Genomic DNA, 25,821 nt, shown 5'->3' with positions numbered 1-25,821 from the left:
GCAACGGCCCAGCCTCATTTCACCGGGTCCGTTTCAGGATTGCGAGGGTTTCGACATGAGCCGTCTGAGGAAAAAGATCGAAGGGGGTCAGAGAGATCAGCCGATAGCCGGTATCGACGAAGCTTCGGAGGTCTCGGGCAAGAGTCGCCGGATTGCAAGAGATATAGAGAATCTCCAGCGGGGAAAGGCGACTGATGGCAGCGATCACTTCGGGAGTACTGCCGCTCCGGGGAGGATCGAGAACGACCGTTCGGAAGGGAGGAAGTACACCTGTCGAACAGTAGTCCTCAGCCCTGCCTCTGAAGACGGAGACGTTTTTCACGGCATTGCTTTTCATGTTATGTTCCAGACTGCGCGACGATGGCTCCCATGATTCGACGGCAGTTACGCGGCGTCCAGTCGAGGCCAGATAGGCCGTGAGGCTGCCGACGCCGCTGTAGAGCTCTAGGATATCGCCTTTTTCCTCCTGTCCCAGGGAGGCCTTCACGCTTTCATAAAGATTTTCGGCCTGAGAGGAATTGACCTGGAAAAAGGCCGTCAGGTCCATGCGAAAGACGTATTTCCCCAATCGTTCCTCTATGTAGGGAGCTCCGGAGAGAGGCAACGTTCTGGAACCAATGATGACGTTGCCAGGATCGGGATGGATGTTGATCGCCCAGGAGGAAAAAAGGGGGAAGCGGGCCCGCGTTTTCCTCGCAAAGACGCGTAGTTCGTCGAAAAGGGCCGACGAAGGCCGCTCTTTAAGGACGAGCAGGACCGCTCCCTGGCCGGAATGACTGCCTTTGCGAAGAAGGACGTGACGGAGACTCCCCCTTTGGCTGCGTTCATCGTAAGCACGAAGGGAAAGAGTCGGCAGCGTTTCACGAAAGACCTTCATCAGCTCTTCCAGCGAGGGGTCTATCAGGGGACAACGGTCTACGGGAATCAGGTGATGACTGTCTCTCTGGAAAAAACCGGGGGTGACGACACCTCGGAAGGATTGGATCGGGAAAGAGGCCTTGTTTCTGTAGTGTCTCTGCCGGGGAGAGGGGACACAGGGGCGGAGGGGGATGTTTTCCCGTAGGAACCCGCCCAGACGCATCATGGCATCCAGAAGCAAACCCTCTTTGATCTCAAGCTGAAGGGAATAGCTTCCGTGCTGGAGGCGACAGCCTCCGCATTTGCCAAACCAGGGACAGAAGGGCGTGACCCGCTCTGGACTGACGGCCTTCGATTCCAGCACCTTGCCGATTCCATAGGAGCGCTTGACCTTGACAAGGCGCACGAGAGCTTCCTCTCCCGGCAACATCATGGGGACAAAGACGACCAGGCCATCGTCGCAATCACAGAGCCCGTCGCCTTCGCTGTTGACGCCACGGGCACGGAGCAGCCGCGTTTCTCCCTGAAGGGGCATCGAGTCTCACCTCCTTGAAAAGGTTACTCCTCACGAAAGACGCGAAGAAGAGAGGGGCAGGCTGCGCCTGCCCCTCTCTTCTTCGCTGAGGGAGATGTCTAGAGGAAGATGCCGCGCATGCGGACAGCGTCGGCAACGCGCTTGATGGCGACCATGAAAGCGGCACGACGCATCTTGATGCTCTTCTCCTGAGAGTACTCCCAGACGCGGTGGAAATTGTCGCGCATGATCCGCAGGAGTCTCTCGTTGTACTCCTCCTCAGTCCAGAAGAAGCCGGCAAGGTCCTGGCACCACTCGAAGTAGGAGCCCACGACACCGCCGCTGTTGGCGAGGAAGTCAGGAACGATCAGAATTCCCTTGGCATCGAGAACGGCATCGGCCTCAGGCGTGACGGGGCCGTTAGCGCCTTCGACGATAAAAGTGGCCTTGACCATGTCGGCATTCTTAGCGTTGATGGCGCCCTCGAGAGCGCAGGGCAACAGGACATCGACGTCGAGGAAAAGGACATCGGCCAGAGGCAACTTCTCCAGACCGGCCTGCTGGTATCCCTCGAGGAGTTTCTTGGGATGATTGCTCACGTGGGCCATGGCCTTGGCAATGTCCAAACCATCCTTGCAGAAGTAGGTACCCGTGATATCGCTGACGCCGACAACCTTAGCTCCAGCCTCGGAAAGGACCTTGGCCGCATAGGTTCCGACATTGCCGAAGCCCTGAACGGCGACGGTCGCATCCTTGACAGGCTTGCCCAGGACCTTCAGAAGCTCCATGGCGCAGGTGGCGACACCCAGTCCCGTGGCGGCCGTGCGACCCTTCGATCCCCAGAGGGAGATGGGCTTGCCGGTGAAGATGGCCGGTTCGAGGCGACCACGCATTTTGCTGATAGTGTCCATGAACCAGATCATCTCCGGTCCGCCGGTGTTCACGTCAGGAGCGGGCACGTCAGTCCAGGCGCCGACGAAGGGCTCGATCCGAGCGGCGAAGGTGCGGGCAATGCGCTCCTTCTCCCTCGGAGAGAGCTCAAGCGGGTCGCAGGAAACGCCGCCCTTGCCTCCGCCGTAGGGGATGCCGGCGAGGGAGCATTTCCAGGTCATCATGAAAGCAAGGGCTTCACACTCATCGACGCAGACGTCGGGGTGGAAGCGGACACCGCCCTTGCCGGGGCCGAGAGCCGACGAGTGGAGAACGCGGAAACCGTCGAAGACGCGGATGGTGCCGTCGTCGAGTTCAACGGGAATGGAGACGCAGACTTTCCGTTCGGACCGGCTCAGGATCTCGACGAGCCCGTCTTCCAGACCCATTTCGGCAGCGGCGCCGTAGAAATTCTTGAGAGCCGTGTCGAGGAGAACGTTAGTCGAGGTACGCTTTTCCACGGACATATCAAAACCCCTCCTCAATCGATCGAGGGCTGTCCATGACAACCCTCTTGGTCCACCTTTGACAAGGATATCACATTATCGCTGAAAGAACAATGACAAGCAGTTCAGTTCAGGGGTTTTTCAGCCGACCATCGAATAGCCTTCGTCGAAGGCCTTCGAGTTGAGCTCCTCCGTGCCTTTGGGAACGCGCGAGAGGATGGCCTCCTTGACAGCTTCAGGCTTGAGGCTGATCTTTTTTTCCATGACGCGGGCCGCCGCACCGAGGGCAACCATGTTCGTCACAAGTTCCCGGCCCAATTTTTCTCTGGCGGTGCGGACGATGGGGAGAAGGTGAACTTCGGCGTCGACTTTGGGCACATCAGTGACGAAGAAGTCGTCCAGAATGACAGTGCCCCCCGGCTGGGTTCCGCCGATGTACTCGTCACAGGCCTTCTGGGTGAGGATGACCTGGAGGCTCGGCGCAACGGCCTTGGGATAGTCGATTTCGCCCCTTGAGAGGACGACGTCGGCCTTGCAGGAACCCCCACGGGCCTCAGGACCGTAGGACTGACTCTGAACGGAATCCCAGCCCTCATCGAAAAGGGCAGCGGCCTCGCCAACAATGACGGAGGCGAGGATGACGCCCTGGCCACCGGAACCGGCAAAACGGATCTCGTAGCGCTCGCTCATTCTCCTCTACCCCCTTACCCTGTCGATCAGCTTCTGGTACTGCTCGGTGTACTCAGGGGACTGGCGGCTGACAAACTCTCCGGTGACGATCTTGCCGGCCAGCTCTTCCTCCGTCATCGTCTTGGCTTTGGCCAGGGGAACGGCGTTCTCTTTGAAGAAATTGATGTTGTCGATGGGACGACGGCGCTTGTTCTTGCGTCCGTACTGGGTGTGGCAGCTGGAGACGATTTCAATGACGGAGAAGCCCTTGTTCTGAATGCCCTTGCGGATCAGCTGCTCGCACTGGACGGGGTTGGCAATGGTGCTCCGAGCCACGAAAGAGGCGCCGGCGCCTTCAGCGAGCTTGCAGATGTCGAAAGTGGGATCGATGGCGCCGTAGGGCGTCGTCGTGGCATAAGAACCCACAGGCGTCGTGGGAGAGGCCTGACCGCCCGTCATTCCGTAGATGTTGTTGTTCATGACGATGGCCGTGATGTCGATGTTGCGGCGGCAGGCGTGGATGAAGTGATTGCCTCCGATGGCAGAGCAGTCGCCGTCGCCCATGACATCGAGAACGGTCAGCTCCGGCTTGGCATGCTTGATGCCCGTGGCGAAGGCGAGAGAGCGGCCGTGAGTCGTGTGGACGGTGCAGGTGTTGATGTAGCCCGGAAGACGGCTGGAACAGCCGATTCCCGAGCAGAGAGCGGTCTTGGTGGGATCCTTGCCTTCAGCCACAAGAGCGCGTAGAAGGGCGTGCATAATGATGCCATGTCCACAGCCAGGGCACCAGACGTGGGGGAAAAACTGCTGACGGATCCAGCTCAGGACTTCAGGACGAGGCATCTCAGGCCACCTCCTTGACGGCGGCAATGATCTCGGCGGGCTTGAAAAGCTCGCCGTTTACGAGTCCCTTGAAGTGGACAGGACATTTTCCGTGAACAGCTCTCTCGACTTCCAGGACCATCTGTCCGCAGTTGAGCTCGGGAACGACGATGTGCTTCGCCTTCGAGGCATAGGCCTCAAGCTCCTTGTCGGGGAAGGGCCAAACGGTGATGGGACGGAAGTGGCCGACCTTGATGCCCTGGGCACGCATCTCCCTGACGGCGCGAAGGGCCGAGCGGGAGACGGAGCCATAGGAAACGATGAGAATCTCAGCGTCTTCGGCCTCGTAGGTATCGAATTTGACGATATCGTCGCGGAAACGGTCGATCTTCCGCATGAGACGGAGCATTTTTTTCTCGATGGGAGCGGCGTCATTCGTGGGGAAACCCCAGTCGTTGTGGGTCAGGCCCGTCACATGCCAGCGGTACTCTCCGCCGAAATCGGCCATGGGGGGGACATCGTCTTCCGGGTCGGCCTTGTAGGGAACAAAATCTTCCGGAGCGACGTTAGGAGCCTTGCGGTTGACGATCTGGACGCTGCTTTCATCGTCGAGCGTAACCTTCTCCCTCATGTGGCCGATGATCTCGTCGCCGAGAATGAGGACGGGTTGACGGAACCGCTCGGCCATATTGAAGGCTTTGATGGTGAGCTCATACATCTCCTTGACGGAAGAGGGAACGTAGGCGATGGTGCCATGGTCACCGTGAGTTCCCCAGCGGGCCTGCATGACATCCTGCTGAGAGACTTTCGTGGGAAGCCCCGTCGAAGGGCCGCCGCGCATGATGTCGACGACGACGAGAGGGATCTCGGCGATATAGGCCAAGCCGAGGTTCTCCTGCTTGAGGGAGAAGCCGGGGCCCGAAGTGGCCGTCATGGCCTTGACTCCGGAGATGGAAGCCCCTATGGCCGAGGCGATGCCGCCGATCTCGTCCTCCATCTGGATGAACTTGCCGCCGATCTTGGGCAGCTCTTCGGCCATGACCTCGGCAATTTCAGACGAGGGGGTGATGGGATAGCCGCCGAAGAACCGACAGCCTGCGGCAAGGGCCCCCATGGCAATGGCGGCATTACCCTGCCAGAAAGCGACCTTAGGCATTCTCTTCACGCTCCTTCACAGTCACCGCCAGGTCAGGGCAGATATTGTCACACTGCCGACAGCCGATGCAATCCTCCACACGAACGGCCTCGCACTTCACCCGATCGTTCAGTTCAAGCACCTTTTTGGGGCAGAGCGCGATACAGAGTCCGCAACCCTTGCACCAGGGCTCATGGATTGTAACCTGAAACTTTTTTGCCAATGAACTCACCTTCCTCCCCGAAGAAAAGTACGGTTTAGAGCGACAATTGTTCCCCAGCGATTATAGTTACAAAGCTCACCAACCACAAGCTCCGGCACGGAGCTGAAAGCTGCCTTTTTTTCTACAACATAGGTTAATTTGATTCGAAAGTCCTACTATAAAGGCAGAAAAAGAGGAGCCGAGACCCCCAAGGACGCCCCGGCTCCTCTTTTATTTGACTATTCAGCAAATTAAGTCTACGCCTAGACCACGGCCGGCTCGATGAGCAGCTTGCCTTCGGCGAATCTTCTGTAGTGCAGGGGCTCGATGTCGATGGCAGTTTTGCCCGTCAGGATGAGCTGGGCCATCAGATCACCGGAGACAGGTCCGAACATGAAGCCATGTCCCGAATAGCCACAGGTCAGGAAGAATCCCTTGACCGTATCGGCTTCACCCATGATCGGAGCCCGGTCGGGCGTCATGTTATAGAGTCCCGACCACTGGCGGACGACGCGGACTCCCTTGGTCCGGGGAAGAAGCTTGGTGATGGTCCGCGACATCTGCTCGACGAAGTCCCAGCTGTTGCCCAGCTCGTAATCGGCGGGATGCCCTTCGGGGCTGCAACCGCCGATTATGGAGCCATGAGGCCGCTGCTGGATGTAGTAGTTGCCGGAGAAACTCATGAGCATGGGCGGGCAGACGCCGGGCTCGACGGGCTCGGTGATGAGGATCTCGTGCCGCTCCGAGTAGTTGGGAATATCGACGCCGGCCATTTTGGCAATGAACTGGGAGTAGCCACCTGCGGCGTTGACGACGATGGGCGTGGCGATGGCCCCCCCGGTCGTATCGACGCCGACAACACGGCCCGAGTCGACGCGGACAGCCGTGCACTCCGTGTTCTTGTAGATCGTCACGCCGAGACGTTTGGCCGCCTCCTGAAAGGCGAAAGTCGTCAGGAAGGGATCGGCATGACCATCACGAGCGTGGAAGGTGAAGCCCACGGCGTCGGCTGCGGAAAGGCCGGGACAGATCTCCCTGGCCTCGTCGTAGGAAACGACGTGCGTCGTGATTCCCAGCCTGTTCTGGAGGGCCATATTGGCCTTGAGCTGATCGAACTCGCTCTCCTCGTAGGCGACCATCAGATAGCCGCCCTGGTTGAGGCCCACGTCCATGCCCAGCTCTTCGGCGAGGTGTTCGAACCGGTCGACACAGGCCAGTCCGAAACGGCAGTTCATCTCAAGGCCCCACTGGGCCCGGATACCGGCGCCGCAACGTCCCGTCGAACCGGAACAGACCGTCCCCTTCTCGAGCAGGACAACATCCTTCATTCCCATCTTGGCCAGGTGGTAGGCCGTGGCCATCCCCTGAACGCCACCGCCGACGACAACCGCTTCCGCCTTCGTCTTCCACGTCATCACTTGTCACCGCCTTCGGCCAGGATGCCCAATTTGATAGGCTTTGCGGGGGGCCTGAAGGTTCCGGGGGGAACGGACTCGACGGGAACGTTCCTGGCCCGAGCGATCTCCTTGAGGATGATGTCCCGGCAGCCCCGGCCCTGACAGGGCCCCATGCCGACGCGCAGAACCCGCTTCAGCTCGTCAAAGCTGTCGTAGCCCCTGTCGATCCACTTGCGGATCTCCTCCATCGTCACTTCTTCGCAGCGACAGACGACGATTTCCTTTTCCATCACTTCTTCACCACCTTGATGGCTCGGATGACGCTCACCAGGTCACGGGGCACGTCGACGTGGACGACGATCGTACGGTCTTTCAGTGGCTCCGTGACGGCCCTCACCGTGCCGCGGGACACTTCCGCACCCTCACGGTTCAGGCAGGCCACTTCCTCCCCCTTGGCCGGGCGGGGAAGCATTTCGTAGGGCAGCTTCATCAGAGCCCTGCCCTCGCCTCCTGCCGTGAGGTCCACGACGAAGCAGGCCAGGCCCGGGCAGATGGCCACGCATTTGGCGCAGCCGATGCATTTCTCGTAGTCGATCCGCGGCGTGTCGTTGATGTCCTCGAAGGGGAGGATCGCTCCCGTCGGGCAGCTCGACGCGCAGGGGTTGCAGGGGATGCGCTGGGGGCATTCGATGAGGACCAGGCCGTTTCTTTTCCCCTCCCAGAGGGACAGGGGCGGCTGCTCCGCTCCCGGACGGCTTTCCGTCAGGATTCCGCTGTTGAAGAGTTTCTCGTTGTCGGTCATCTTTTTAGTCCTCCCAGCAGGCACAGCAGCATTTGTCCAGGCCGCAGCGGATCTTTTCGCCCACTTCTCCCGCACGAAGGTGGGTCAGTCGCTGCCAGTAGGCCGCAAGACGCTCGTCGTAGACGCTGTCTTTGACGTGTCCCAGGCTGCGGGCCGCTCCCAGTCCGGCCAGACGACCCTCCACCATGGCCGACGAGGCCTCTTCGATTCCCGCCGCGTCTCCGGCAACCCAGATGTGCGGGTGGCTCGTGCGCATCTGTCCGTCACGACGGGGGACGTAGCCGCACAGTTCGGGCACGAACTTCATGTCGCACCCGGCCTGCCAGAGCAGTTCCGACGTGGGCGTCAGACCGACGGCCATGCAGATGATGTCGCAGTCGATTTTGATGGGTTCCCCTTCGAGACCCTTGTCGCCCACGGCCTGGATGATCGCGCCCGTCACGACGTCCTCGCCGAGGGCCTCGACGATGGTGTGCCTCAGCAGGATGGGCACGCCCAGACGACGGATCTTCGCCGCGTGCACCCAGTAGCCACCGATTCTAGGCATGAATTCGACGACGCCCGCCACGTCCACTCCGGCCTGCATCAGCTGGTAGCTGACGATGAGTCCGATGTTCCCCGCACCGATCATGAGGACCCGCTTGCCCGGCGTGACGCCGTAGACGTTCATCAGCGTCTGGATCGCTCCCGCACCGTAGACGCCCGGCAGGTCGTTCTTCGGGAAGGGGATGAGCCGCTCCATCGCTCCCGTGGCCATGACGATCCGCTCCGGCTTGATGCGGAAGTATTCCTCTTCTCCCGTGCTGAAGCTCATCATGCCGTCCTCTTTGTAGTAACCCAAAGCCGTCGTGTTGACGCGAACGTCGATGCGCTCTTTCAGCCCTTCCAGTTCCTCGAAGAGAAGGTCGCCGATCTTGTAACCCCGCGTGCCGGCGTGTTCGTCTTCCGAGCCGAAGAATTTATGGGTCTGCTTGATGAGCTGACCTCCGAGCTGGAGGTCGCTGTCGACGAGGGTGACCTGCGCTCCCTGGGAGGCCGCCTCGAGGGCCGCCGAGAGTCCCGCCGGACCGCCGCCGATGACCAGGACTTCTGTCGTCTTCATCTTCAGCCGCCCCCCTATTCTTCGGCCAGGGCCACGACGCCCCGCCCGTGCTGCGTTTCCACTTTCATGCCCGCCTTCAGCGGCGTCACACAGGTCCGCACGTTGGGGACTCCGTCGACGACCATGAAGCAGGACGAACATTTTCCGATGGCGCAGAAGAAGCCTCGGGGCTCCTTGCGCTCCGGCGTCACACGGTAGATCCGCACGCCGTTGGCATGAAGCGCCGCCGCGATCGGCTCTCCCTCGAATCCCTTCAGCTCCTTGCCGTCGAAGCTGAAACTCACCTCTTGGGCATGGCTGAACTCCAGGATCGGATGCTGCTTGATCAGTTCCATGAAAGACGCACACCCCTCCCTAAGGCTGTTCGAAAACGACGCAACACCGGCTCGGCCTCACTCTTTCCCCCTCTTCGGCCGCTGATGATGATTAAGGCATGTGAAAGACGGTACATTGTATATATATCACTTGTGTTCTCTTTTGGCAATAATGCAGAGAGTATCTAAAAAATAAAAAAGAAAACTTTTCGTCGATTGAGCGAGGTCTCCGAGCTCCTTCAACCCATGTCGGCGCCGCGAAAATAATCGACGACGATTTTCTCGACAGGAAGAGCTCGATCAGCGTCACGTTCTCCCAGAAGGGCGACATTGCCTGCCCGAGCGCTCGCTCTGTTGGAAAGGATACTTTCTCCATCAAGCGAAGAGGCAAAGCGATGAAGATCTTCCCCCACCCAAAGAACTCTCTTTTTCTGTTCTCGAGAAAATTCCAGCAGTTGATTGAAAGGAATAAAAACAGGAGACAGAAGAGGCTCTGGCGTGGACGACGAGGCGGATGCCCGGTAGATGGCACCGTACACCTCGTCTCTTCGTGCCCAGAGAAGGGGGAGAAACAGCGGACCTTCGTGAAGGAGGTCGAAGATCATGGCCTCCAGAGTGTTTACGGGCACGACAGGGACATTGAGCGCCTCGGCCAAAGCCATCGCATAGGCAACACCGACGCGGAGACCGGTAAAATAGCCGGGCCCTGTCGTGACGGCGAGAAAATCGACGTCATGAAAGGTCTTATCGATGGACCGCAAGAGACCTTCAACGACAAGGGGCAACTGAGAGGATTGGTTGCGTCCGATATTGAGGTGAACCTCACCCAGAATCGTTCCGTTACAGGAACAACCGACATTGGTCCATCGGCTGCAGCAGTCGATGGAGAGAACGAATGGCACGGTCTTTCAACTCCCCTCGGGCCCCTCCGAATTCAGGACCGATTTCACAAAGGACAGAGCCTCCACAGCTCTTGCTCCCGTCGCTTCGATCGTGATTCGTCGTTGTCCTCCGCCCTTCTCCCCGTCGCCATGGAAGTCGAAAGAGAGGGACCAGAGATCCTCCGAGGGAGGAGAAGTCCATCGTTCAGGCCATTCGACAAGCAACAGGACGTCTCGAAGAAGGTATTCCTCCAGCCCGAGTTCGTCGCCTCCTCCGTCAGACAACCGGTAAAGATCGACATGTACGATCGGGATGTATCCATCGTATTCGTTGATCAGGGTGAAGGAAGGGCTTCGAACATGACGAGCTCCCAGAGCACCGGCGATTCCCCTTATCAAGGTCGTTTTGCCCGAACCCAAGGGCCCCCTCAGGAGGAGGGTCAATCCCGGAAAGGCGGCGGAAGCGAGAACGGTGCCAAGCCGAAGCGTTTCCGCCTCGGAAGGGGAGAGGATCTCCAAGCGATCAACGCGATTTGCCATGACGATTCCCCCTCCTACGGTGGACGAGGATAAACAGAACGACGGTACCTACCAGTAGCGCGCCGAGCACCCTCATGGGCACTCCGAGAGAGTACTCTCGATGAAAGACCTTGATCATGAGCATAAAGAGAAAAACCATGAAGAAAGAAAGGGCCGAATAGCGAAACCCTTTGGCTTGGCTCTGCTCCGTCTTTCGGCGTTCCTCCTCCCAATCAACCCGCCTACGTCGCCGCGGCGCCATTCGAAAACCTCTTCAACAGGGACGGCGCCGTTTCGGCAATTTCTCTGGCGAGAAGGCCGTGAACTCCTTTCGAAGCGGTCCAGGCCTGCCCCGCTTGACCGTGCAGGATTGTCCCCGCCAAGGCCGCCGTCGCCGTCTCCTGCCCCTGGGCCAGAAAGGCGCCGATCATCCCGGCCAGGACGTCGCCCGATCCGGGAACAGCCAGCGAAGGGGAACCGAGAGAGACGATGTGCGTCTTTTCTCCATCGCCGATGAGGCTGTCCCATCCTTTGAGAAGTACCGTTCCCCAACGCCCGGAGAGGCGACAAAGGGAACGAAGTCGAGAGGCGGCCACATTGGAGGCCTGTTCTCCGAGAAGACGGCCGGCCTCTCCCTCGTGAGGCGTCAGCAGGGCGTCACCGCGCCTCGAAAGGCAGTCTCCCTCCTCAGCGAGAGCCCAGAGGCCGTCTCCGTCGACGAGAAGAGGCTTTTCCCACGCCTGCCAGAGACGCCCGACAAGCTCTCTCGTGTCAGGGCTGCGACCCAGACCGGGACCGACGATAAGAGCATCTGCCCTTTCCTGCAGAGAAAGGAGCCGGTCGATCGATGCCGCCGAAAGAGTCTCTCCCCGCGACGGAAGCGGTTCGAAAACGGCTTCGGGCAAGAACGAGGCGCCGGCGACGAGATTATCCTCGGGAATAGCGACGAGGACGATTCCGGCTCCCGCCCGCAGAGCGCCGAGGGCGGCCAGAAGCGGTGCTCCCTGGTAGGTTCTGGAGCCGCCGACAACGACGACGGTCCCCCTCCTCCCCTTATGAAACTCGTGACGTGGACAAAGCAGTGACGGGACCAGGTCGTCGGGGCGGGCAAGAAAGACATGAGGCGGGGGAAGGATCTTCATCGCTTCCAGCCCGATATCGACGACGACGACCTCCCCCGCCCGGGCGGCACCGGGGAGGATATGAAGCCCCGGCTTGGAGGCGGCAAAGGTGACCGTAAGGGCGGCGCTGACGGCAACATCGGGCACCTCTCCCGTCGCCCCGTCAACACCGCTTGGAAGATCGAGTGAGACGATCTGCCGATGCCCCTCGGAAAGGGCGATGAGTCTCCTGATTTCGCCGCGAGGCGCGCCGGAAGCTCCCGTTCCGAGGAGGGCATCGACGAGGAGCGGTGATGCGGCGATCTTCGATGACAGGTATCCCTCGTCGAGGGAGGGACTTTCCAGACAGGGGATCTGAAGAGAGCGAAGAATGGCCAGGTTGAGGGCTCCGTCGTCTCGGAAAACCTCGCTTGGAGAGGCCAGGATGACCTCGACGGACAGGCCTCGAAGGGCCAGATGACGGGCGACGACGAAGCCGTCGCCACCGTTGTTGCCCCTGCCGGCAAGGATCAGCGCCGAGGGTACCCGAAAACGCCGGACGATCGCCTCCGCCGCGTTCCGTCCGGCGTTCTCCATCAGGAGCGCCCCCGGAATGTTGAAGGCGTTCATGGCCTTCCAGTCGGCATGACGAAGCTCCTCTGGAGAATAAAGGCCCCTCATCGCGCCGGTTCCCTCCCCTCCAGAAGGACGACGGCCACGGCATAGTCTCCATCGTGGCTCAGAGAAAGATGGGCCCTTTCGACGCCCGCCTCATCGAAAAGAAGACGCAGGTCGGGGCCTACGGAGAGAAAGGGCCTGCCGTCGACATGCCGGACGGAAAGGGATTTGAGGCCGATTTTGGCAAGCCCCCATCCTCCTGCCTTGGCCAAGGCCTCTCTTGCGGCAAAGGCACCGGCCAGATGACGCGCCGGATCGGATCGAGCCAGGGCATAGTCACGCTCCTCTTCGGAGAAAACTCTCGCCAAGAAGGCCTCTTTCCCGATAAAACGGCGCATACGCTCGATTTTACAGAGATCGACTCCGATTCCCCTGACGGGCAGAACGGTCACCTCCTTTTGTGGAAGAGAAGGAAATCCTGGGGCAAACAAAAGAGCCGCTGCCACCACCGAAGGGTGGGGAAGCGGCTCGAACGATCATTGGTGGGTGGTACAGGAATCGAACCTGTGACCTCTTCCGTGTCAAGGAAGCGTTCTTCCTCTGAACTAACCACCCAACGAGACAGCATTCTACAGGCCTTCAGAGGATTTGTCAACGCCTCTGAGCCATTCGAAAAGGCCAATCGAGGCGGCAACGGCAACGTTGAGAGAACCGGTCCCTCCGTGCATGGGAATACGTCGCCGATCATCACACCCCTTGGCGACGAGAGGAGAAAGACCGGTCCCCTCCGATCCGACGACAAGGACGCAGCGTTCGGGCAGAGGTTCCTGCCAAAGAGTCCGATCGGCTCTGTGGTCGAGACCGACAGACCAGAAGCCATGGTCCTGGGTCAGAAGCTTCAAAGTCCTCGAAAGGTTTGTCACGGAAAGAAGGGGCAGACGCAGGGCCGCTCCCGCGCTGACTTTCATGACCGTCCCTGTGGGCAGAGCGGATCTTCTCATCGGCAGCAGAACGGCCTCCGCCCCGGCCACTTCCGCGCTGCGAATCATGCTGCCCAGATTCTGCGGGTCCTGGACGTGATCGACGGCCAGAATCAGAACGGGTCCCTTCGACGGAAGACGATCCAGGTAGCTCTCGCAGGGGATGAGAGCGACAGAACTCACCTGGGCGAGAAGCCCCTGGTGGTTTACTCCCGGCGAGAGGCGTTTGAGGACGGAGACATCGACGACCTGGAAGGAAACGGAGGCCTCGCGGCAAAGATCGAGAGCCCTTGAGACAGCCTCTCCTGCCGCCCCTTTGGCGACATAGAGTTTGAGGCAGCGCTGGGGCGTCTCCTCCAGAAGAGTCAGGACAGGATGACGCCCCCAGCAGAAATCCGCTCCCTCCGGCGGCAGAGGCCCTTGTGCTTCCCGTGGTCTATCCGACATGGGCGAAAAGTCCTCCCTTCTGCTCCTCCATGAAAGCCCGAAGGTGCTGGGCCGTGAAACTTCCTCTGACGTCAAGTAACGATTGAGGTTCTCCTGCGGCGACGAGGTGACCTCCTCCCTGACCGCCCTCAGGTCCCAAATCGATGATGTAATCCGAGGAGGCAAGGACATCGAGGTTATGTTCAATGAGGATGACGCTGTTGCCCTGATCGACAAGGCGGTGAAGAAGGCGAAGCAACTTGGCCACATCGGTGTAATGAAGCCCTGTCGTCGGTTCGTCGAGGAGGTAGAGCGTCTGGCCGTTGAAACGTTTTCCCAATTCCGTCGCCAGTTTGACCCTTTGAGCCTCGCCTCCGCTGAGAGTCGTCGCCGACTGTCCCAGACGAATGTATCCCAGGCCGGCCTCGGCCAGGACATCAAGTCGGTGGGCGATGCGGCGATGATCTCGGAAGAAAAGGGCCGCCTCTTCGACGGTCATATCGAGAACGTCGGCAATGGTCTTTCCACGATATCGGATATCGAGGGTCTCCCTGTTGAAGCGCCTGCCGCCGCAAACATCGCAGGTGACGAAAACGTCGGCCATAAAGAGCATGGAGACGCGCGTCACGCCGTCACCGCCACAGGCCTCGCAGCGGCCGCCACGGACGTTGAAGCTGAATCTCCCGGGACCGTAGCCTCGAATTTTGGCCTCGGGCAATTGAGCGAAGAGCTCTCTGATGGGCGTGAAAAGCCCCGTATAGGTGGCCGGGTTGGAACGAGGGGTTCGTCCGATGGGACTCTGATCGACGAGGACGACGTTTTTCAGCTCTTCCAGCCCCTCGATGTCGCGATGGCGCCCGGCACGCCCCCGAAAATTCCGGTCCATCCGACGCCGAAGCCCTTTGTAGAGAACGTCATAGAGAAGGGTGCTTTTACCCGAGCCGGAAACGCCGCTCAAGACCGTCAAGGTGCCGAGAGGGAAGGCCACGTCGATGTCGGAGAGGTTGTGCTCCGCCGCTCCTCGAACGGTGAGCCACCCCTGCGGCCTCCTTCTCCCACCTCCGGGCAGGACGACGCCCGACGTCTCCCCTTTGATGTAAGGAGCGGTGAGAGATTCTCCTCGAGCCAGCGATTGGGCCGTTCCGGCGGCGACGACGAAACCGCCTCGTTCTCCGGCGCCTGGCCCCATCTCGACGATGTAATCTGCCGCGATCATCGTATCGCGGTCATGTTCGACGACAAGAACGGTATTGCCCAGATCACGGATCGCCAGGAGCGTCTTCAGCAGCCGTCCCGTATCCCGAGGATGGAGCCCCACCGTGGGTTCGTCGAGGACATAGAGGACGCCCGAAAGCTTGGAGCCGATCTGCGTGGCCAGGCGAATACGCTGACTCTCTCCCCCGCTCAGTGTGTCGGCACGACGATGGAGCGTCAGGTAACCGACACCGACATCGACGAGAAAGCTCAGCCTTTTGGCCACCTCCTCGACGACGGGGGCGACGACGGGGGCGACGGCAGGGGCAAGGGAGATCTTCCGCAACACGGACAGGACCTCCGAGACGGGCATGGAGACGATGTCACCGATTCCGTAATCCCCAAGCCTCACGGCCAGGGCCTCTTTTCTGAGGCGAAGTCCCCTGCAGGCGGAACAGAGGTCTTCCGCGCGGAATCCGGCCAGTTCCTCCTTGACGGTTTCCGACTCTGTTTCGCTCCATCGTCTTTCGAGCCAGACGAGAAGCCCCTCGTAACGCCCCCTGTAGGGAAACTCCTCCCCCCTTTCCCGGTAGGTGAGGTCGAGTTTTTCCGGGTGACCGTGAAGGATGGCCTCTCGGACCGCTTGAGGCAGGGACCTGTAGGGACGGGAGAGATCCCAACCCTGGTTTGTGGCCAAGGCCGTGAGGCGATTCAACATGTAATGGTTCTTCTTCCAGGGGAGAAGGGCTCCGTCGACGACGGATCGATCGGGATCGACAGCCATCTCCTCGTCGAAATGTTCGTGACTTCCCAACCCGGAACAATCGGGACAGGCTCCCTGAGGAGCGTTGAAGGAAAAAAGGCGGGGCTCCACTTCCGGAAGGGAGAAGCCACAGCGAGTGCAGACGTCCTTTTCCGTCAGGAGCTCCTCGGCTCGGCCCGGAATGACGAGGAGGACCTCGCCGCCGCTGAGGGAAAGAGCGGCTTCGACGGCCTCTCCGAGACGGTCGCGCCGATCCTTCTCGGCCTTGAGACGATCGACGACGACCTCGATGGAGTGCCGACGGTTCTTGTCGAGGGAAATCTCTTCCTCGAGCCAGAGGACCGTTCCGTCGACACGGATTCTCATATAGCCCTTCTGTCGTACCCGCAGGAAAACGTTACGGTGTTCGCCTTTCTTTCCCTTCACCAGAGGAGCCAGAATCTCGACCCTTTCCCCCTCGAAAGAGTGAAGGACATGTTCGACGATCTCGTCGAGAGAGTGACGCTCCACGGGGCAGCCGCAATCGGGGCAGTAGGGCGTGCCCGCCCGGCCGAAAAGGAGACGGAGGTAATCGTAGATTTCCGTCACCGTTCCCACCGTGGAACGGGGGTTGTGAGAGACCCCCTTCTGTTCGATGGAGATGGCCGGAGAAAGGCCGGAAATGTCGTCGACGGCGGGACGGTTCAATACGCCCAGAAACTGCCGGGCATAGGCCGAAAGGGATTGGACGTAACGACGTTGGCCTTCGGCGTAGATCGTGTCGAATGCCAACGTCGACTTGCCCGACCCCGAGGGACCGGTGACGACGACAAGTCTATTTCGGGGAAGAACGACGTCGATATTTTTTAGATTGTGCTCTCTTGCTCCGCGGACTTCGATGACTTGCGACACGATCAATGTCTCCCTCTCTGGCTTGAGCGATGGAATCTCTCAACCGGGCCGCCTCCTCGAAATCAAGGCGTTCCACGGCGGCCCACATCATCTTTTCCATGTCTTCAAGGGGAAGCTCGGCGAGGGCGCCGTCCGAAGCCCCCCTCCCCGGCTCCTCCAGAAGCTCCTCTGGCAGAAGGTTGACGATGGGTTTGTGTATCGTGGTGGGGGTGATCCCCCGCTCCTCGTTGTATCTTTTCTGTACCGCTCTCCGTCGGTTCGTCTCATCGATCGCCGCAGTGAGGCTCCCGGTGAGGACATCGGCGTAAAGGACGACGAGTCCGCCCACATTCCGTGCCGCCCGTCCCGTCATCTGAACGATGGAGCGGTAGGAGCGCAAAAAACCCTCTCGATCGGCGTCGAGAATGGCCACAAGCGAGACTTCAGGCAGATCGATACCCTCTCTCAGCAGGTTGACTCCGACGAGGACATCGAAGGTCCCCTTGCGGATGTCGCGGAGAAGGTCGGCCCTCTCGAAGGCATCCAGCTCTGAGTGGATATAGCGCACTTTAAACGCGAGCTCGGCCAGATATTCGGCCAAATCCTCCGAAGCCCTCTTCGTCAGCGTCGTGACGAGGGCACGTTCTCCCCTTGCCACGACATCCCTGAGACGACCGACGAGATCGTCGACCTGCCCGCTCGCGGGAGAGACGACGATTTCGGGATCGACGACACCCGTAGGCCTGACGACCTGCTCGACGAGGCTCGACGATATCTCTCGTTCCCAATCGCCAGGCGTCGCCGACACGAAAATGGCCTGCCTCATAAACTGTTGGAACTCTTCCCAGCGCAGGGGACGGTTGTCGAGACAGGCCGGCAGGCGAAAACCGTAGTCGACAAGGACTTCCTTTCTGGCCCTGTCGCCGTTGTACATCCCGCGAATCTGGGGAAGGGTGATATGCGATTCGTCGATGACGAGGAGAAAGTCGTCGGGGAAGAAATCGAGCAGCGTCCCCGGCGGCTCGCCGGGCTCGCGGCCATCAAGGTAGCGGGAGTAGTTCTCGATGCCGGAGCAGTAGCCCATTTCGGAGAGCATCTCCATGTCATAGCGCGTCCGCATCTCAAGCCGCTGGGCCTCGAGAAGCTTTCCCTCTCGCTTGAAACGGGCCGTTCTCTCCACCAGATCGGCTTCGATCGAGGAAAGGGCAACGGCGATCTCCTCTTTCGTCGTCACATAATGTTTGGCAGGGAAAATGGCCCCCGCCATTTTGGAAAGAACGGCCTTGCCCGTCATGGCCTCGATTTCCTCGATGCGTTCCACTTCGTCGTCAAAAAAGGAAATTCTCAGCGCCCTGTCGCTGTAAGCGGGAAAAACTTCGATGACATCGCCTCGGGCCCTGAATTTTCCCGGCTCAAGAAGTACATCGTTGCGCTCGTAGTAGATCTCGACAAGGCGGAGGAGGAAAGTCCTGCGATCGATTTCCTCGCCGACGCGAAAGCGAAAGACGGCCTCTTCGTAAGCCTTACGCTTGCCCAGGCCATAAATACAGGAAACGCTGGCGACGACAAGGACATCACGGCGCTCGAGCAAGGCCTTCGTCGTCGCCAGGCGCAACTTCTCGATGCGGCTGTTGATGGAGGCATCCTTCTCGATGTAGAGGTCCTGAGCGGCCACATAGGCCTCGGGCTGATAGTAATCGTAGTAGCTGACGAAGTACTCGACGGCGTTGTCGGGGAAAAAGGAGCGAAATTCGCTGTAGAGCTGGGCCGCCAAGGTTTTATTATGGGCGATGACGAGAGTGGGACGCTGAACCTGGGCGACGACATTGGCCAACGTGAAAGTTTTACCGCTGCCCGTCACGCCCAGGAGAGTCTGGTAGCGTTCCTCCCTGCCGAGGCCCTCGACCAGCCGAAGGATGGCCTCCGGCTGGTCGCCCGAGGGGGGCCAAGGAGCCTGAAGGCGAAAACCTCCGATCACGGCTATCCCTCCCCTCCGACGACATCGGACCCGGCAAGGGAAAAAGCCAGGGGCGAGCCGGGTTCATCAGAACCGGCAGCGCCCCCGACACCAGAGAGGACCCCAAATTCTCCGTTCAGGCCGGTTCCACCGAGGGATTCAATCCTGCAGAGGCAGGACGAGAGAGATCCGGAGAGATCTGTTCTTCTCCCGCAGGGGGAGGCGTCTCCACAGCCGACTCGCCCACCTCGAGGCTCTCGGGATTGAGGATGGCGCCAAGCTCGCCCGCCTCAATGACCTCCTTTTCGAGGAGCGTCTCCGCCAGCCGATCCAGCTTGTCCCTGTTCTCCGTCAGGAGTTCCCGGACCTTCCCGTAGGCCCCCTCGAGAATGGATCGGACCTCCTGATCGACGACGAAGGCCACCTCTTCGCTGTAATTCCTGTCGTCGACGATGTCGCGCCCCAAAAAGACCTCGTGCTGCTTCCGGCCCAACGTCATGGGACCGACCTTGTCGCTCATGCCGAACTGCGTAACCATCTGACGGGCAATCCCCGTGGCCCGCTCAAGGTCGTTTTGAGCTCCCGTCGTTACGTCGCCAAAGACAATTTCCTCCGTGACGCGCCCTCCCAGCAAGAGACAAATCTTGCCGAAAAGTTCCTGTTTCGAGGCGAGGAATCGGTCCTCTTCGGGAAGCTGAAGCGTGTATCCCAAGGCATGGGAGCCTCGAGGTATGATCGAAATTTTGTGAACCGGATCAGCGCCGGGGATCAGCTTGGCGACGAGAGCGTGGCCGCTTTCGTGAAAGGCGACGATACGGCGCTCTTTCGCGCTCATGACGCGACTTTTCCGCTCGGGACCTGCCAGAACTCTGTCGATGGACTCTTCCAGTTCGCTCATGCCGATCATCGTCTTCGATCTCCTCGCCGCAAGGAGGGCTGCCTCGTTGACGAGGTTGGCCAGATCGGCGCCGACAAATCCCGGCGTCCGCCTCGCCAGGACATCGAGATCGACACCTTCGTCGAGCTTCTTTTCCTTCGTGTGGACCTTGAGGATCGCCTGGCGCCCCAGCACGTCGGGACGATCGACGACGATGTGGCGATCGAAACGACCGGGACGCAGAAGGGCCGGGTCGAGAATATCGGCCCGGTTCGTGGCGGCGATGAGGATGATCCCCGTCGTCGCGTCAAAGCCGTCCATCTCGACGAGGAGCTGGTTCAGCGTCTGCTCCCTCTCGTCGTGGCCGCCGCCGAGCCCCGCCCCACGCTGTCGGCCGACGGCATCGATCTCGTCGATGAAGACGATGCAGGGCTGCATCTTTCTGGCCTGCTCGAAGAGATCCCTAACCCTCGCGGCGCCGACGCCGACGAACATCTCGACGAAGTCGGACCCGCTGATGCTGAAAAAGGGAACGTCGGCCTCCCCTGCCGAGGCTCGAGCCAGAAGCGTCTTTCCCGTCCCCGGAGGTCCCAGAAGCAGGACACCTCGAGGGACCCTGGCCCCGAGCTTGACGAACTTTCCCGGCTCGCGGAGGAATTCTATGACCTCCTGAAGCTCTTCTTTCGCCTCGTCGCAGCCAGCCACCTCCTCGAAGGTCACCTTGGGACGGTTGTCGAGAAACATCTTCGCCTTGCTCTTGGCGAAGTTCATGACCTTGCTTCCTCCGCCCTGCATGTGATGGAGAATGAAGATCCAGGCACCGATCAGGAGCAACGTCGGGAAAAGGGAGGTCATCATCGTCGACCACCAGGGAGCCTTCGTCGGCGGCACCACTTCGACGTCGATTCCCTTCGCCGCAAGATCGCGGGCCAGGTCTCCCACGCCGACGATATAGGTTTTGAAACCGCTCCCGTCCCGCATCTCGCCCTTGAGAGACCCGTCCTCCAGAGCCACATGGCGGACCCGCCCCTCTTCGGCGGACTTCATAAACTCGCTGTAGGTGAGGGTCTTCAGCTCCTCCGGCCCCCGCACGGGAGACAGAAACACGTTGACAAGGCTCACGACCAGGACGATGAGCACCAGGTAGAGCCCCAGATTCTTTGCAAGTCGCTTCAAACTCTTTCCACCCCTCCGTCTCCGTCGCTAGCTTCAGGCTTCCGTCCGCAGGGTATAAATGGCGGGAAGGTTCCGCCACAGCCCCGCGTAATCCAGGCCATAACCGACGACGAATTCGTCGGGAATGGAAAAACCGCGATAATCGACCCTGACCGCCACCTGCCTCCTGTCGGGTTTATCGAGAAGGACACAGGTCTTGAGGGACCGCGGATCCCTCTCCTTGAGAAGGCGTGTCAGATAGGACAGAGTCAGTCCGCTGTCGACGATATCCTCCACGAGAAGGACATCCTTGCCCTTGATGTCCGTATCAAGATCTTTCACGATGCGGACGACACCACTCGATTTCGTCGAAGCCCCATAGGAGGAGACGGCCATGAAATCAATTTTCACACAGATGTCGACATCCATCTCTCGGATCAGATCCGACAAAAAGAGAACGGCCCCCTTGAGGACACCGATGACGATCAGTTCTCCGCCCCGATGTTCGCGGCCGATCTCGTCGGCAATCTCACGGACCCGGCCACGTAGGCGCTGCTCGTCGATGAGCACGTCAGAAAGTCTGTAGTTCATTCCTTAATCGACTCCTCCCCTCAATGGACCACTGCAGGCGCAAGGCAAGGCCCGACGACGGTTCGGCTGCAAGCTCGGCCTCTCCGCCGAAGAAAGGGCACCAGATCATTGTACTTCCTTGGACGATCGTGGGCCACCCCTCGCGAAGCCACCAGGGAATTTTTCCCTTTGTTTCTTCCGCAGCCCGATCACCGAGGGGAGAAAGAAGGGGAAAGGCCCCTGAAGCGTTTTCCCAAGACAAAGTCCAGAAAGGACCCTGGTAGAGCCCTCTTCCCGAGGGGATCTTCCGGGTAGGAAAGGTCGGGAAACGCCCGCTCGTCCAGGTTATCCACCGCTGGCCGCAGAGGACTTGGAGGTCCTTCTTCCACTGAAAGGTCCAACGTCCTCCCTTGCCGACCAGTCCGGCTAGCGATTCCGTCCTCCCCCGGTCCAGAGAGGGCCATCCCAGAGAGAGCGCCTCGGCACGGAGGGCTTCACATCGCTCGAAGGGCGAGAGCCTCTTGGCTTTTTCCCAGAGCCAGGAACGCAAGGCACCGGGAAAGGGTGATCTCAGCTCCCCCAAAAGAGCCCGACTCCGCTCTTCCATACGGACAGCCAACTCCGCCGCCTCGCGGGCCAACGCAGCGAGGTGTTCGTCGACACGGGCATTGAGGGTTCTTCTCATCAGCGGAAGGACTTCATTGCGAATCCGATTGCGGGCATACCGAGAATCGCTGTTTGTCCCGTCCTCGACCCAGCTAAAACCCTCCCGCTCGAGGAAAACCCTCAGTTCGGATCCGGAAAAGGCCATAAGCGGTCGGGCGAAAGGAGGCCGCAGGGACGGGATTCCGATAAGGCCACGGAGCCCCGTCCCTCGACAAAGATGGAAAAGCACCGTCTCGGCCTGATCGTCAGCCTGATGGGCAAGAAGGACCCATGAGGCCAGCCAATCCTGCCTGACCTTCTCCAGAGCCTCGTAGCGAAGGCGCCTTGCAGCCTCTTCAAGGCTCTCGCCCCGTCGCCTCTGCCGAGGAACATCGACGGAGACCACGACAGAGGGATAATTCAGCTTGAGAGCCATGGCCTGGACGAAGCGGGCATCCTCAAGGGAGTCCCCTCCCCTGATGCCATGCTCCACGTGGGCCACGACGACAGGGCCTCGCCAAAAACGATGCAGCAAAACCAAGAGTCCCATGGAATCGCCGCCTCCCGAAACGGCGGCGACCAGAGGCCCTCGATCCCTCCACCATCCCTGGCTTTCGCCGGCATCGCGAAACCTTCGGTGGATGTCTTTAAGCTTTAAGGAGGCTCTTGGCAACGGGGGTTCACTTGTCCCTTTCAAGAAGGGCCTCCAGTTCCTCCCGTTCCCGGCAGATCCTAGCCAGCATGGCCTCCTTCTTGAAAGGATCGAGGGAGACCGCCTCGGCGCTGCTCAGGTGGTCGATCTTTCGGATGAGAAGGCCCAGTCTCTCCTCTCTTTCCCTTCTCGCCTGCTCGCGATCGACGAAATTAATCTGGCCGTCATCTTCTTTGATGAAGGCTCGGCTCATGTTAGACACCTCCGTGCGGAAAACTCACCGTTCATCGACACAAAGAGGCCCCTCTCGGAAAAGGGCATATACACCTCAAGATGGGGGAAGCGATTCCTCTCCAGAAAACCCCATGGGGGTTTTGTATCACAAGAAAGGGGCCTTGTCCATCGGCTCAAATCCAGAGCGGTTCCGAAAATCGGCGCTTCGAGAGATAGTCGAGAGCGAGGCCGTCGATGGCCTCCACGGAGAGCTCGCCCAGAGGACGCAGAAGGGCATCAAACTCGCCCAGGCACTGATTCATCTTGTCGAGAAAACCGCTTTCGGCCAGATCGGGCCTCAATTCATCGAAGATCTCGTCGGGAATCCGGTCCGTCAGGTAACCGAAGAGGACCGTCGCCGTCAGGAGCCAGGCGTAGGCCTCCTCATCGTGCCACCAGGGCGTGATGAGGATCGACGACAGACGCACATACTCCCACTCCTCCTCCTTGTCGGGAGAGGGATCGGGCCAAAGGCCGAGGGCATAGAAAGCGATATCCGACTCCTTGGCGAGAGCCTCCCAAAGGGCGACGAAAAAGGGCTCGCCTTTCCCGGTCATCTGATAAAGGGCAAGGGCCCTTCCGTAAAATCGGGCCGGAAATTCGCTCTGGTCCTGAAAGTATTCCTGCAGAACATCGCCGCCGCGATGGAGCAAAAGAAGCGCCGCATAGGTCAGGGATCGCCCGACCTCACACTCGACGGGATCGACCTGTATCGATTCCGCCGCATGGAGGAGGACCTCTTCGGGGTCGACGAGCAGAAGAGCCACGCCAAGCCGCTCCAGAACCGTGGCCCGCAGCTCTCTCTCCTCCTGCGTCACCTTCTTTTTTCCTCCCTTATCGATGGGGGGGAGAAGGGAAAGAGCCCTACGAAGAAGAGCAATCTGCTCCGCCTCCTCTTCCGACGCATCGGCAAGAAGGACCAGAGCCTCCACTTGGGTGGAATCCAGCTCGAGAACCTTCAGGGCCAGGCGACGGGTCTCCTCCCAGTCTTTAGACTGGTAAGCCTCATCCAGAAGCGCATCGATCCGGTCTTCCCTTTCGCTCGACATTCATCTCACCTCAATGCGAATCCGATGAAAAAAGCGAGGCCCCAGGGGCCTCGCTTTGAACGCTGGTGGCGGTGACTGGAATCGAACCAGTGACACTGCGGGTATGAACCGCATGCTCTAGCCATCTGAGCTACACCGCCCTGGTTGCGGGGGCAGGATTTGAACCTGCGACCTTCGGGTTATGAGCCCGACGAGCTACCAAACTGCTCCACCCCGCGACGTTGACTTCCTTGGTGCCGGGCGCGGGAATCGAACCCGCACGGACTTGCGTCCACAGGATTTTAAGTCCCGTGCGTCTACCCTTCCGCCAGCCCGGCCAGCAGGGAACATTATAGGGGGCCTTGGACAAGCCGTCAAGAGTCTCTTTTTCCCCTGGATCCGTAGGTAGAACAGGATAAAAGCTTCCATCGGCCCGGCCGGGAATCGTCTGTACAGCTGAGACGGTTGCCTCGAATCCGCACCGGCGAGGTGATTCAAGCGGATTTTGAGTCCCTGGATCCAGCGGAGTTTCTCCTGCGTAGCCTGCTGGTTCGGGCCGCCTCGTGTCAAGGGACACTAAAAATGTCATCTAAAAAGAGGGTCTGAGGGACAATGAAAGTGTCGCTTTCGAGGGGCTGAAATCGCCCCCGTCAACAGCCCGCCTTGGCTTTCCTCCGCGGCGGATGTCCTTCTAGGGAGGGGAACCCGTCCCTTGCTCGGAGCCGACCGCCGCGGCAGGAGGAGCGGGATTCTGTCGCCAGGGATGGTCTGCCGCCGGCTTCCTCTGCTTCTTCGTTTTGCATGGAGTGCCTGTCTTCGTCTCGATGACAGGCGGGGGAGTCGCAGGGGGCTCTTTGTCGACGGCTGCGAGATCGTAGAGCCCGTCATGGACAAGAGCCAGGAGTTTCCCGTCGAGCTTCTCGATGACCTTGACCGCCTGTCCCCTGGCAAGAAGCAGGGGGCGTCTGCGGGGGCCTATCAGGGCGTACTGTTTTCCGTCGAGGGAAATCGTCGAGTCTCCCGAGGCCTTCCGGTCGGTCTGGCGAGTCAGGAGGAGATCGAGAGCGGGTCCGTCCGGCGGAGGGAGAAAGGCAGATGCCCCCTCTGCGGGAGGACGAGCGAACCTCGGGTTATGGACCTCTCCCGGGTAGGCGGCGAGCAGGACGTTGGCCTCTTCGATCGTTTTCACTCCGGCCCGTCGGAAGGCGACGACGAGACGATCCTGAAGAGTTCCCCAGAGCCTTTCGATCCGCCCCTTCGCCTGGGGAGACCCTGCAGGGACATAGCGAGTTCCGAGAGCCTCCAGAGCGCGGCCGAACTGGGTTACAGGCGCCGAGTCCTCCAGCTCCTCCTTGATCGTCAGTTTTTCCGACTTGGGAGAAAGGAAGATGGTGTGGCGGTCGGCGTAAAGCTCGCGAGGCACGCCGTGGCGATCAAGCATCTGACGGAGCACGCGGAAGTAGCCGAAGAGGCACTCATTCCTGGCCATCCACAGACCGAGGACCTCTCCTGTGGCATCGTCAATCACGCCGTGGAGAGTGCAACGCTCACCGATCTCGAACCAATCGAAAGGAGAGGCGTCCATCTGGACCAGATCGCCTCGTCGGGACCGTCGGACCCTGCGGGAACGCCGCTTCGGGGCCCGGTGGCGATGAACGAGGGACAGGTTCTCCGCGCGAAGGAAACGGGCGATGCTCTTGGCGCTCAGCACGAGATCATGCTCTTCGGCAAGGAGTTCGGCCATGTGCTGACAGCTCGTATCCCTGTAAAGACCCTTGGCCAGACTGACGACGAAATCCCGTGTCTCCTGAGAGATTCTGCGCCGGGACGGTTTGCCTCGTCCCTTGTGCAGGAGCCCCTGCGCTCCTTCTTCCCGGTAGCGTCGTTTGAGCCGAAAGACCTGACGGCGGCTCAGACCGAGCCGATCGGCCACCTCCTGAACCGTCAGGTTGCCCGCGACAGCCTCTTCCACCAACCCCAAGCGCCTTGCTTCTTTTGTCTTCATGAGTAGGTCTCTCCTGGTCGTCATAAGTGACATTTTCCCTGTCCTCTTCACGAGTGACAATACCATTGTCCGGCGACACACACCGGTCCCGACGGCCTTGACGTAGCCCATCAGGGG

24 protein-coding genes and 4 tRNA genes are annotated in these 25,821 nt (G+C 60.0%); all 28 read right to left on the bottom strand.

The genetic code is table 11. The annotated features are described in order from the left end of the window. Nucleotides 1–19: 19 nt before the first annotated feature. Nucleotides 20–1,393, bottom strand: coding sequence for a 23S rRNA (uracil(1939)-C(5))-methyltransferase RlmD (gene rlmD, locus KAR29_RS06595; RefSeq protein ID WP_274374802.1), 1,374 nt, complete (start codon nt 1,391–1,393; stop codon nt 20–22). Between the two features lie 98 nt (nt 1,394–1,491). Next, nucleotides 1,492–2,769 carry a Glu/Leu/Phe/Val family dehydrogenase gene (locus KAR29_RS06590; protein ID WP_274374801.1) on the bottom strand — a complete coding sequence of 426 codons (1,278 nt, stop codon included), beginning with the start codon at nt 2,767–2,769 and terminating at the stop codon, nt 1,492–1,494. Nucleotides 2,770–2,889: 120 nt separating this feature from the next. Next, nucleotides 2,890–3,438, bottom strand: coding sequence for a 2-oxoacid:acceptor oxidoreductase family protein (locus KAR29_RS06585; RefSeq protein WP_274374800.1), 549 nt, complete (start codon nt 3,436–3,438; stop codon nt 2,890–2,892). Between the two features lie 6 nt (nt 3,439–3,444). After that, entirely contained in the window at nt 3,445–4,260 is an 816-nt protein-coding gene (locus KAR29_RS06580) for a 2-oxoacid:ferredoxin oxidoreductase subunit beta (protein WP_274374799.1), read from the bottom strand. 1 nt (nt 4,261) lies between these two features. Then, nucleotides 4,262–5,395, bottom strand: coding sequence for a 2-oxoacid:acceptor oxidoreductase subunit alpha (locus KAR29_RS06575; RefSeq protein ID WP_274374798.1), 1,134 nt, complete (start codon nt 5,393–5,395; stop codon nt 4,262–4,264). After that, on the bottom strand, nt 5,388–5,597 hold the full coding sequence (locus KAR29_RS06570) for a 4Fe-4S dicluster domain-containing protein (RefSeq protein WP_274374797.1): 210 nt from the start codon (nt 5,595–5,597) through the stop codon (nt 5,388–5,390). Before KAR29_RS06570 ends, KAR29_RS06575 begins: the two co-directional genes overlap by 8 nt. Nucleotides 5,598–5,839: 242 nt before the next feature. Continuing rightward, nucleotides 5,840–6,991 (bottom strand): NAD(P)/FAD-dependent oxidoreductase, encoded by a 1,152-nt coding sequence (locus KAR29_RS06565; RefSeq protein WP_274374796.1) that lies wholly within the window; start codon nt 6,989–6,991, stop codon nt 5,840–5,842. Then, on the bottom strand, nt 6,991–7,263 hold the full coding sequence (locus KAR29_RS06560; RefSeq protein WP_274374927.1) for a (2Fe-2S)-binding protein: 273 nt from the start codon (nt 7,261–7,263) through the stop codon (nt 6,991–6,993). Before KAR29_RS06560 ends, KAR29_RS06565 begins: the two co-directional genes overlap by 1 nt. Further along, nucleotides 7,263–7,775, bottom strand: a complete 513-nt coding sequence (locus KAR29_RS06555; protein WP_274372951.1) for an NADH-quinone oxidoreductase subunit I — start codon at nt 7,773–7,775, stop codon at nt 7,263–7,265. The genes KAR29_RS06560 and KAR29_RS06555 overlap by 1 nt, the downstream gene beginning before the upstream one ends. A gap of 4 nt (nt 7,776–7,779) precedes the next feature. Then, nucleotides 7,780–8,877 (bottom strand): NAD(P)/FAD-dependent oxidoreductase, encoded by a 1,098-nt coding sequence (locus KAR29_RS06550; protein WP_274372952.1) that lies wholly within the window; start codon nt 8,875–8,877, stop codon nt 7,780–7,782. A gap of 14 nt (nt 8,878–8,891) precedes the next feature. Next, complete coding sequence (locus KAR29_RS06545; RefSeq protein ID WP_274372953.1) at nt 8,892–9,212, bottom strand: (2Fe-2S)-binding protein; 321 nt, start codon at nt 9,210–9,212, stop codon at nt 8,892–8,894. A 218-nt stretch (nt 9,213–9,430) separates the two neighbouring features. Continuing rightward, a complete protein-coding gene (gene tsaB, locus KAR29_RS06540) occupies nt 9,431–10,093 on the bottom strand; it encodes a tRNA (adenosine(37)-N6)-threonylcarbamoyltransferase complex dimerization subunit type 1 TsaB (RefSeq protein WP_274374795.1) in 663 nt (220 codons plus the stop codon). Between the two features lie 6 nt (nt 10,094–10,099). After that, nucleotides 10,100–10,612, bottom strand: coding sequence for a tRNA (adenosine(37)-N6)-threonylcarbamoyltransferase complex ATPase subunit type 1 TsaE (gene tsaE, locus KAR29_RS06535; protein ID WP_274374794.1), 513 nt, complete (start codon nt 10,610–10,612; stop codon nt 10,100–10,102). 221 nt (nt 10,613–10,833) lie between these two features. After that, the gene (locus KAR29_RS06530) at nt 10,834–12,372 is read right to left on the bottom strand and encodes an NAD(P)H-hydrate dehydratase (RefSeq protein WP_274374793.1); all 1,539 of its coding nucleotides are present in this window, start codon (nt 12,370–12,372) and stop codon (nt 10,834–10,836) included. Further along, complete coding sequence (acpS, locus tag KAR29_RS06525) at nt 12,369–12,761, bottom strand: holo-ACP synthase (RefSeq protein ID WP_274374792.1); 393 nt, start codon at nt 12,759–12,761, stop codon at nt 12,369–12,371. Before acpS ends, KAR29_RS06530 begins: the two co-directional genes overlap by 4 nt. Before the next feature lie 88 nt (nt 12,762–12,849). Then, nucleotides 12,850–12,924 (bottom strand) — tRNA-Val (locus KAR29_RS06520). 14 nt (nt 12,925–12,938) lie between these two features. After that, entirely contained in the window at nt 12,939–13,736 is a 798-nt protein-coding gene (rlmB, locus tag KAR29_RS06515) for a 23S rRNA (guanosine(2251)-2'-O)-methyltransferase RlmB (RefSeq protein ID WP_274374791.1), read from the bottom strand. Further along, nucleotides 13,726–16,563: an excinuclease ABC subunit UvrA gene (uvrA, locus tag KAR29_RS06510; protein WP_274374790.1), complete on the bottom strand. Its 2,838-nt coding sequence runs from the start codon at nt 16,561–16,563 to the stop codon at nt 13,726–13,728. Before uvrA ends, rlmB begins: the two co-directional genes overlap by 11 nt. Beyond that, nucleotides 16,487–18,520, bottom strand: a complete 2,034-nt coding sequence (gene uvrB, locus KAR29_RS06505) for an excinuclease ABC subunit UvrB (RefSeq protein WP_274374789.1) — start codon at nt 18,518–18,520, stop codon at nt 16,487–16,489. The genes uvrA and uvrB overlap by 77 nt, the downstream gene beginning before the upstream one ends. Before the next feature lie 115 nt (nt 18,521–18,635). After that, complete coding sequence (gene ftsH / locus KAR29_RS06500; RefSeq protein WP_274374788.1) at nt 18,636–20,552, bottom strand: ATP-dependent zinc metalloprotease FtsH; 1,917 nt, start codon at nt 20,550–20,552, stop codon at nt 18,636–18,638. A 33-nt stretch (nt 20,553–20,585) separates the two neighbouring features. Beyond that, nucleotides 20,586–21,122, bottom strand: a complete 537-nt coding sequence (hpt, locus tag KAR29_RS06495; protein ID WP_274374787.1) for a hypoxanthine phosphoribosyltransferase — start codon at nt 21,120–21,122, stop codon at nt 20,586–20,588. Then, nucleotides 21,103–22,419 (bottom strand): tRNA lysidine(34) synthetase TilS, encoded by a 1,317-nt coding sequence (gene tilS, locus KAR29_RS06490; protein WP_274374786.1) that lies wholly within the window; start codon nt 22,417–22,419, stop codon nt 21,103–21,105. The genes hpt and tilS overlap by 20 nt, the downstream gene beginning before the upstream one ends. A 7-nt stretch (nt 22,420–22,426) precedes the next feature. Then, a complete protein-coding gene (locus KAR29_RS06485) occupies nt 22,427–22,651 on the bottom strand; it encodes a hypothetical protein (protein ID WP_274374785.1) in 225 nt (74 codons plus the stop codon). 154 nt (nt 22,652–22,805) lie between these two features. After that, nucleotides 22,806–23,720, bottom strand: a complete 915-nt coding sequence (locus KAR29_RS06480; RefSeq protein WP_274374784.1) for a hypothetical protein — start codon at nt 23,718–23,720, stop codon at nt 22,806–22,808. 63 nt (nt 23,721–23,783) lie between these two features. Beyond that, nucleotides 23,784–23,860, bottom strand: a tRNA-Met gene (locus KAR29_RS06475). Between the two features lies 1 nt (nt 23,861). Then, nucleotides 23,862–23,938: transfer RNA gene (locus tag KAR29_RS06470), tRNA-Met, on the bottom strand. 13 nt (nt 23,939–23,951) lie between these two features. Next, a tRNA-Leu gene (locus KAR29_RS06465) sits at nt 23,952–24,037 on the bottom strand. A gap of 353 nt (nt 24,038–24,390) precedes the next feature. Continuing rightward, nucleotides 24,391–25,704 carry an ISNCY family transposase gene (locus KAR29_RS06460; protein ID WP_274372702.1) on the bottom strand — a complete coding sequence of 438 codons (1,314 nt, stop codon included), beginning with the start codon at nt 25,702–25,704 and terminating at the stop codon, nt 24,391–24,393. Nucleotides 25,705–25,821: the final 117 nt, after the last annotated feature.

This window comes from Aminithiophilus ramosus (assembly GCF_018069705.1).
Classification (GTDB): Bacteria; Synergistota; Synergistia; order Synergistales; family Aminithiophilaceae; genus Aminithiophilus; species Aminithiophilus ramosus.
Note: the sequence above shows the minus strand (reverse complement) of the source record. Positions and strands in the feature narration are given on the sequence as shown.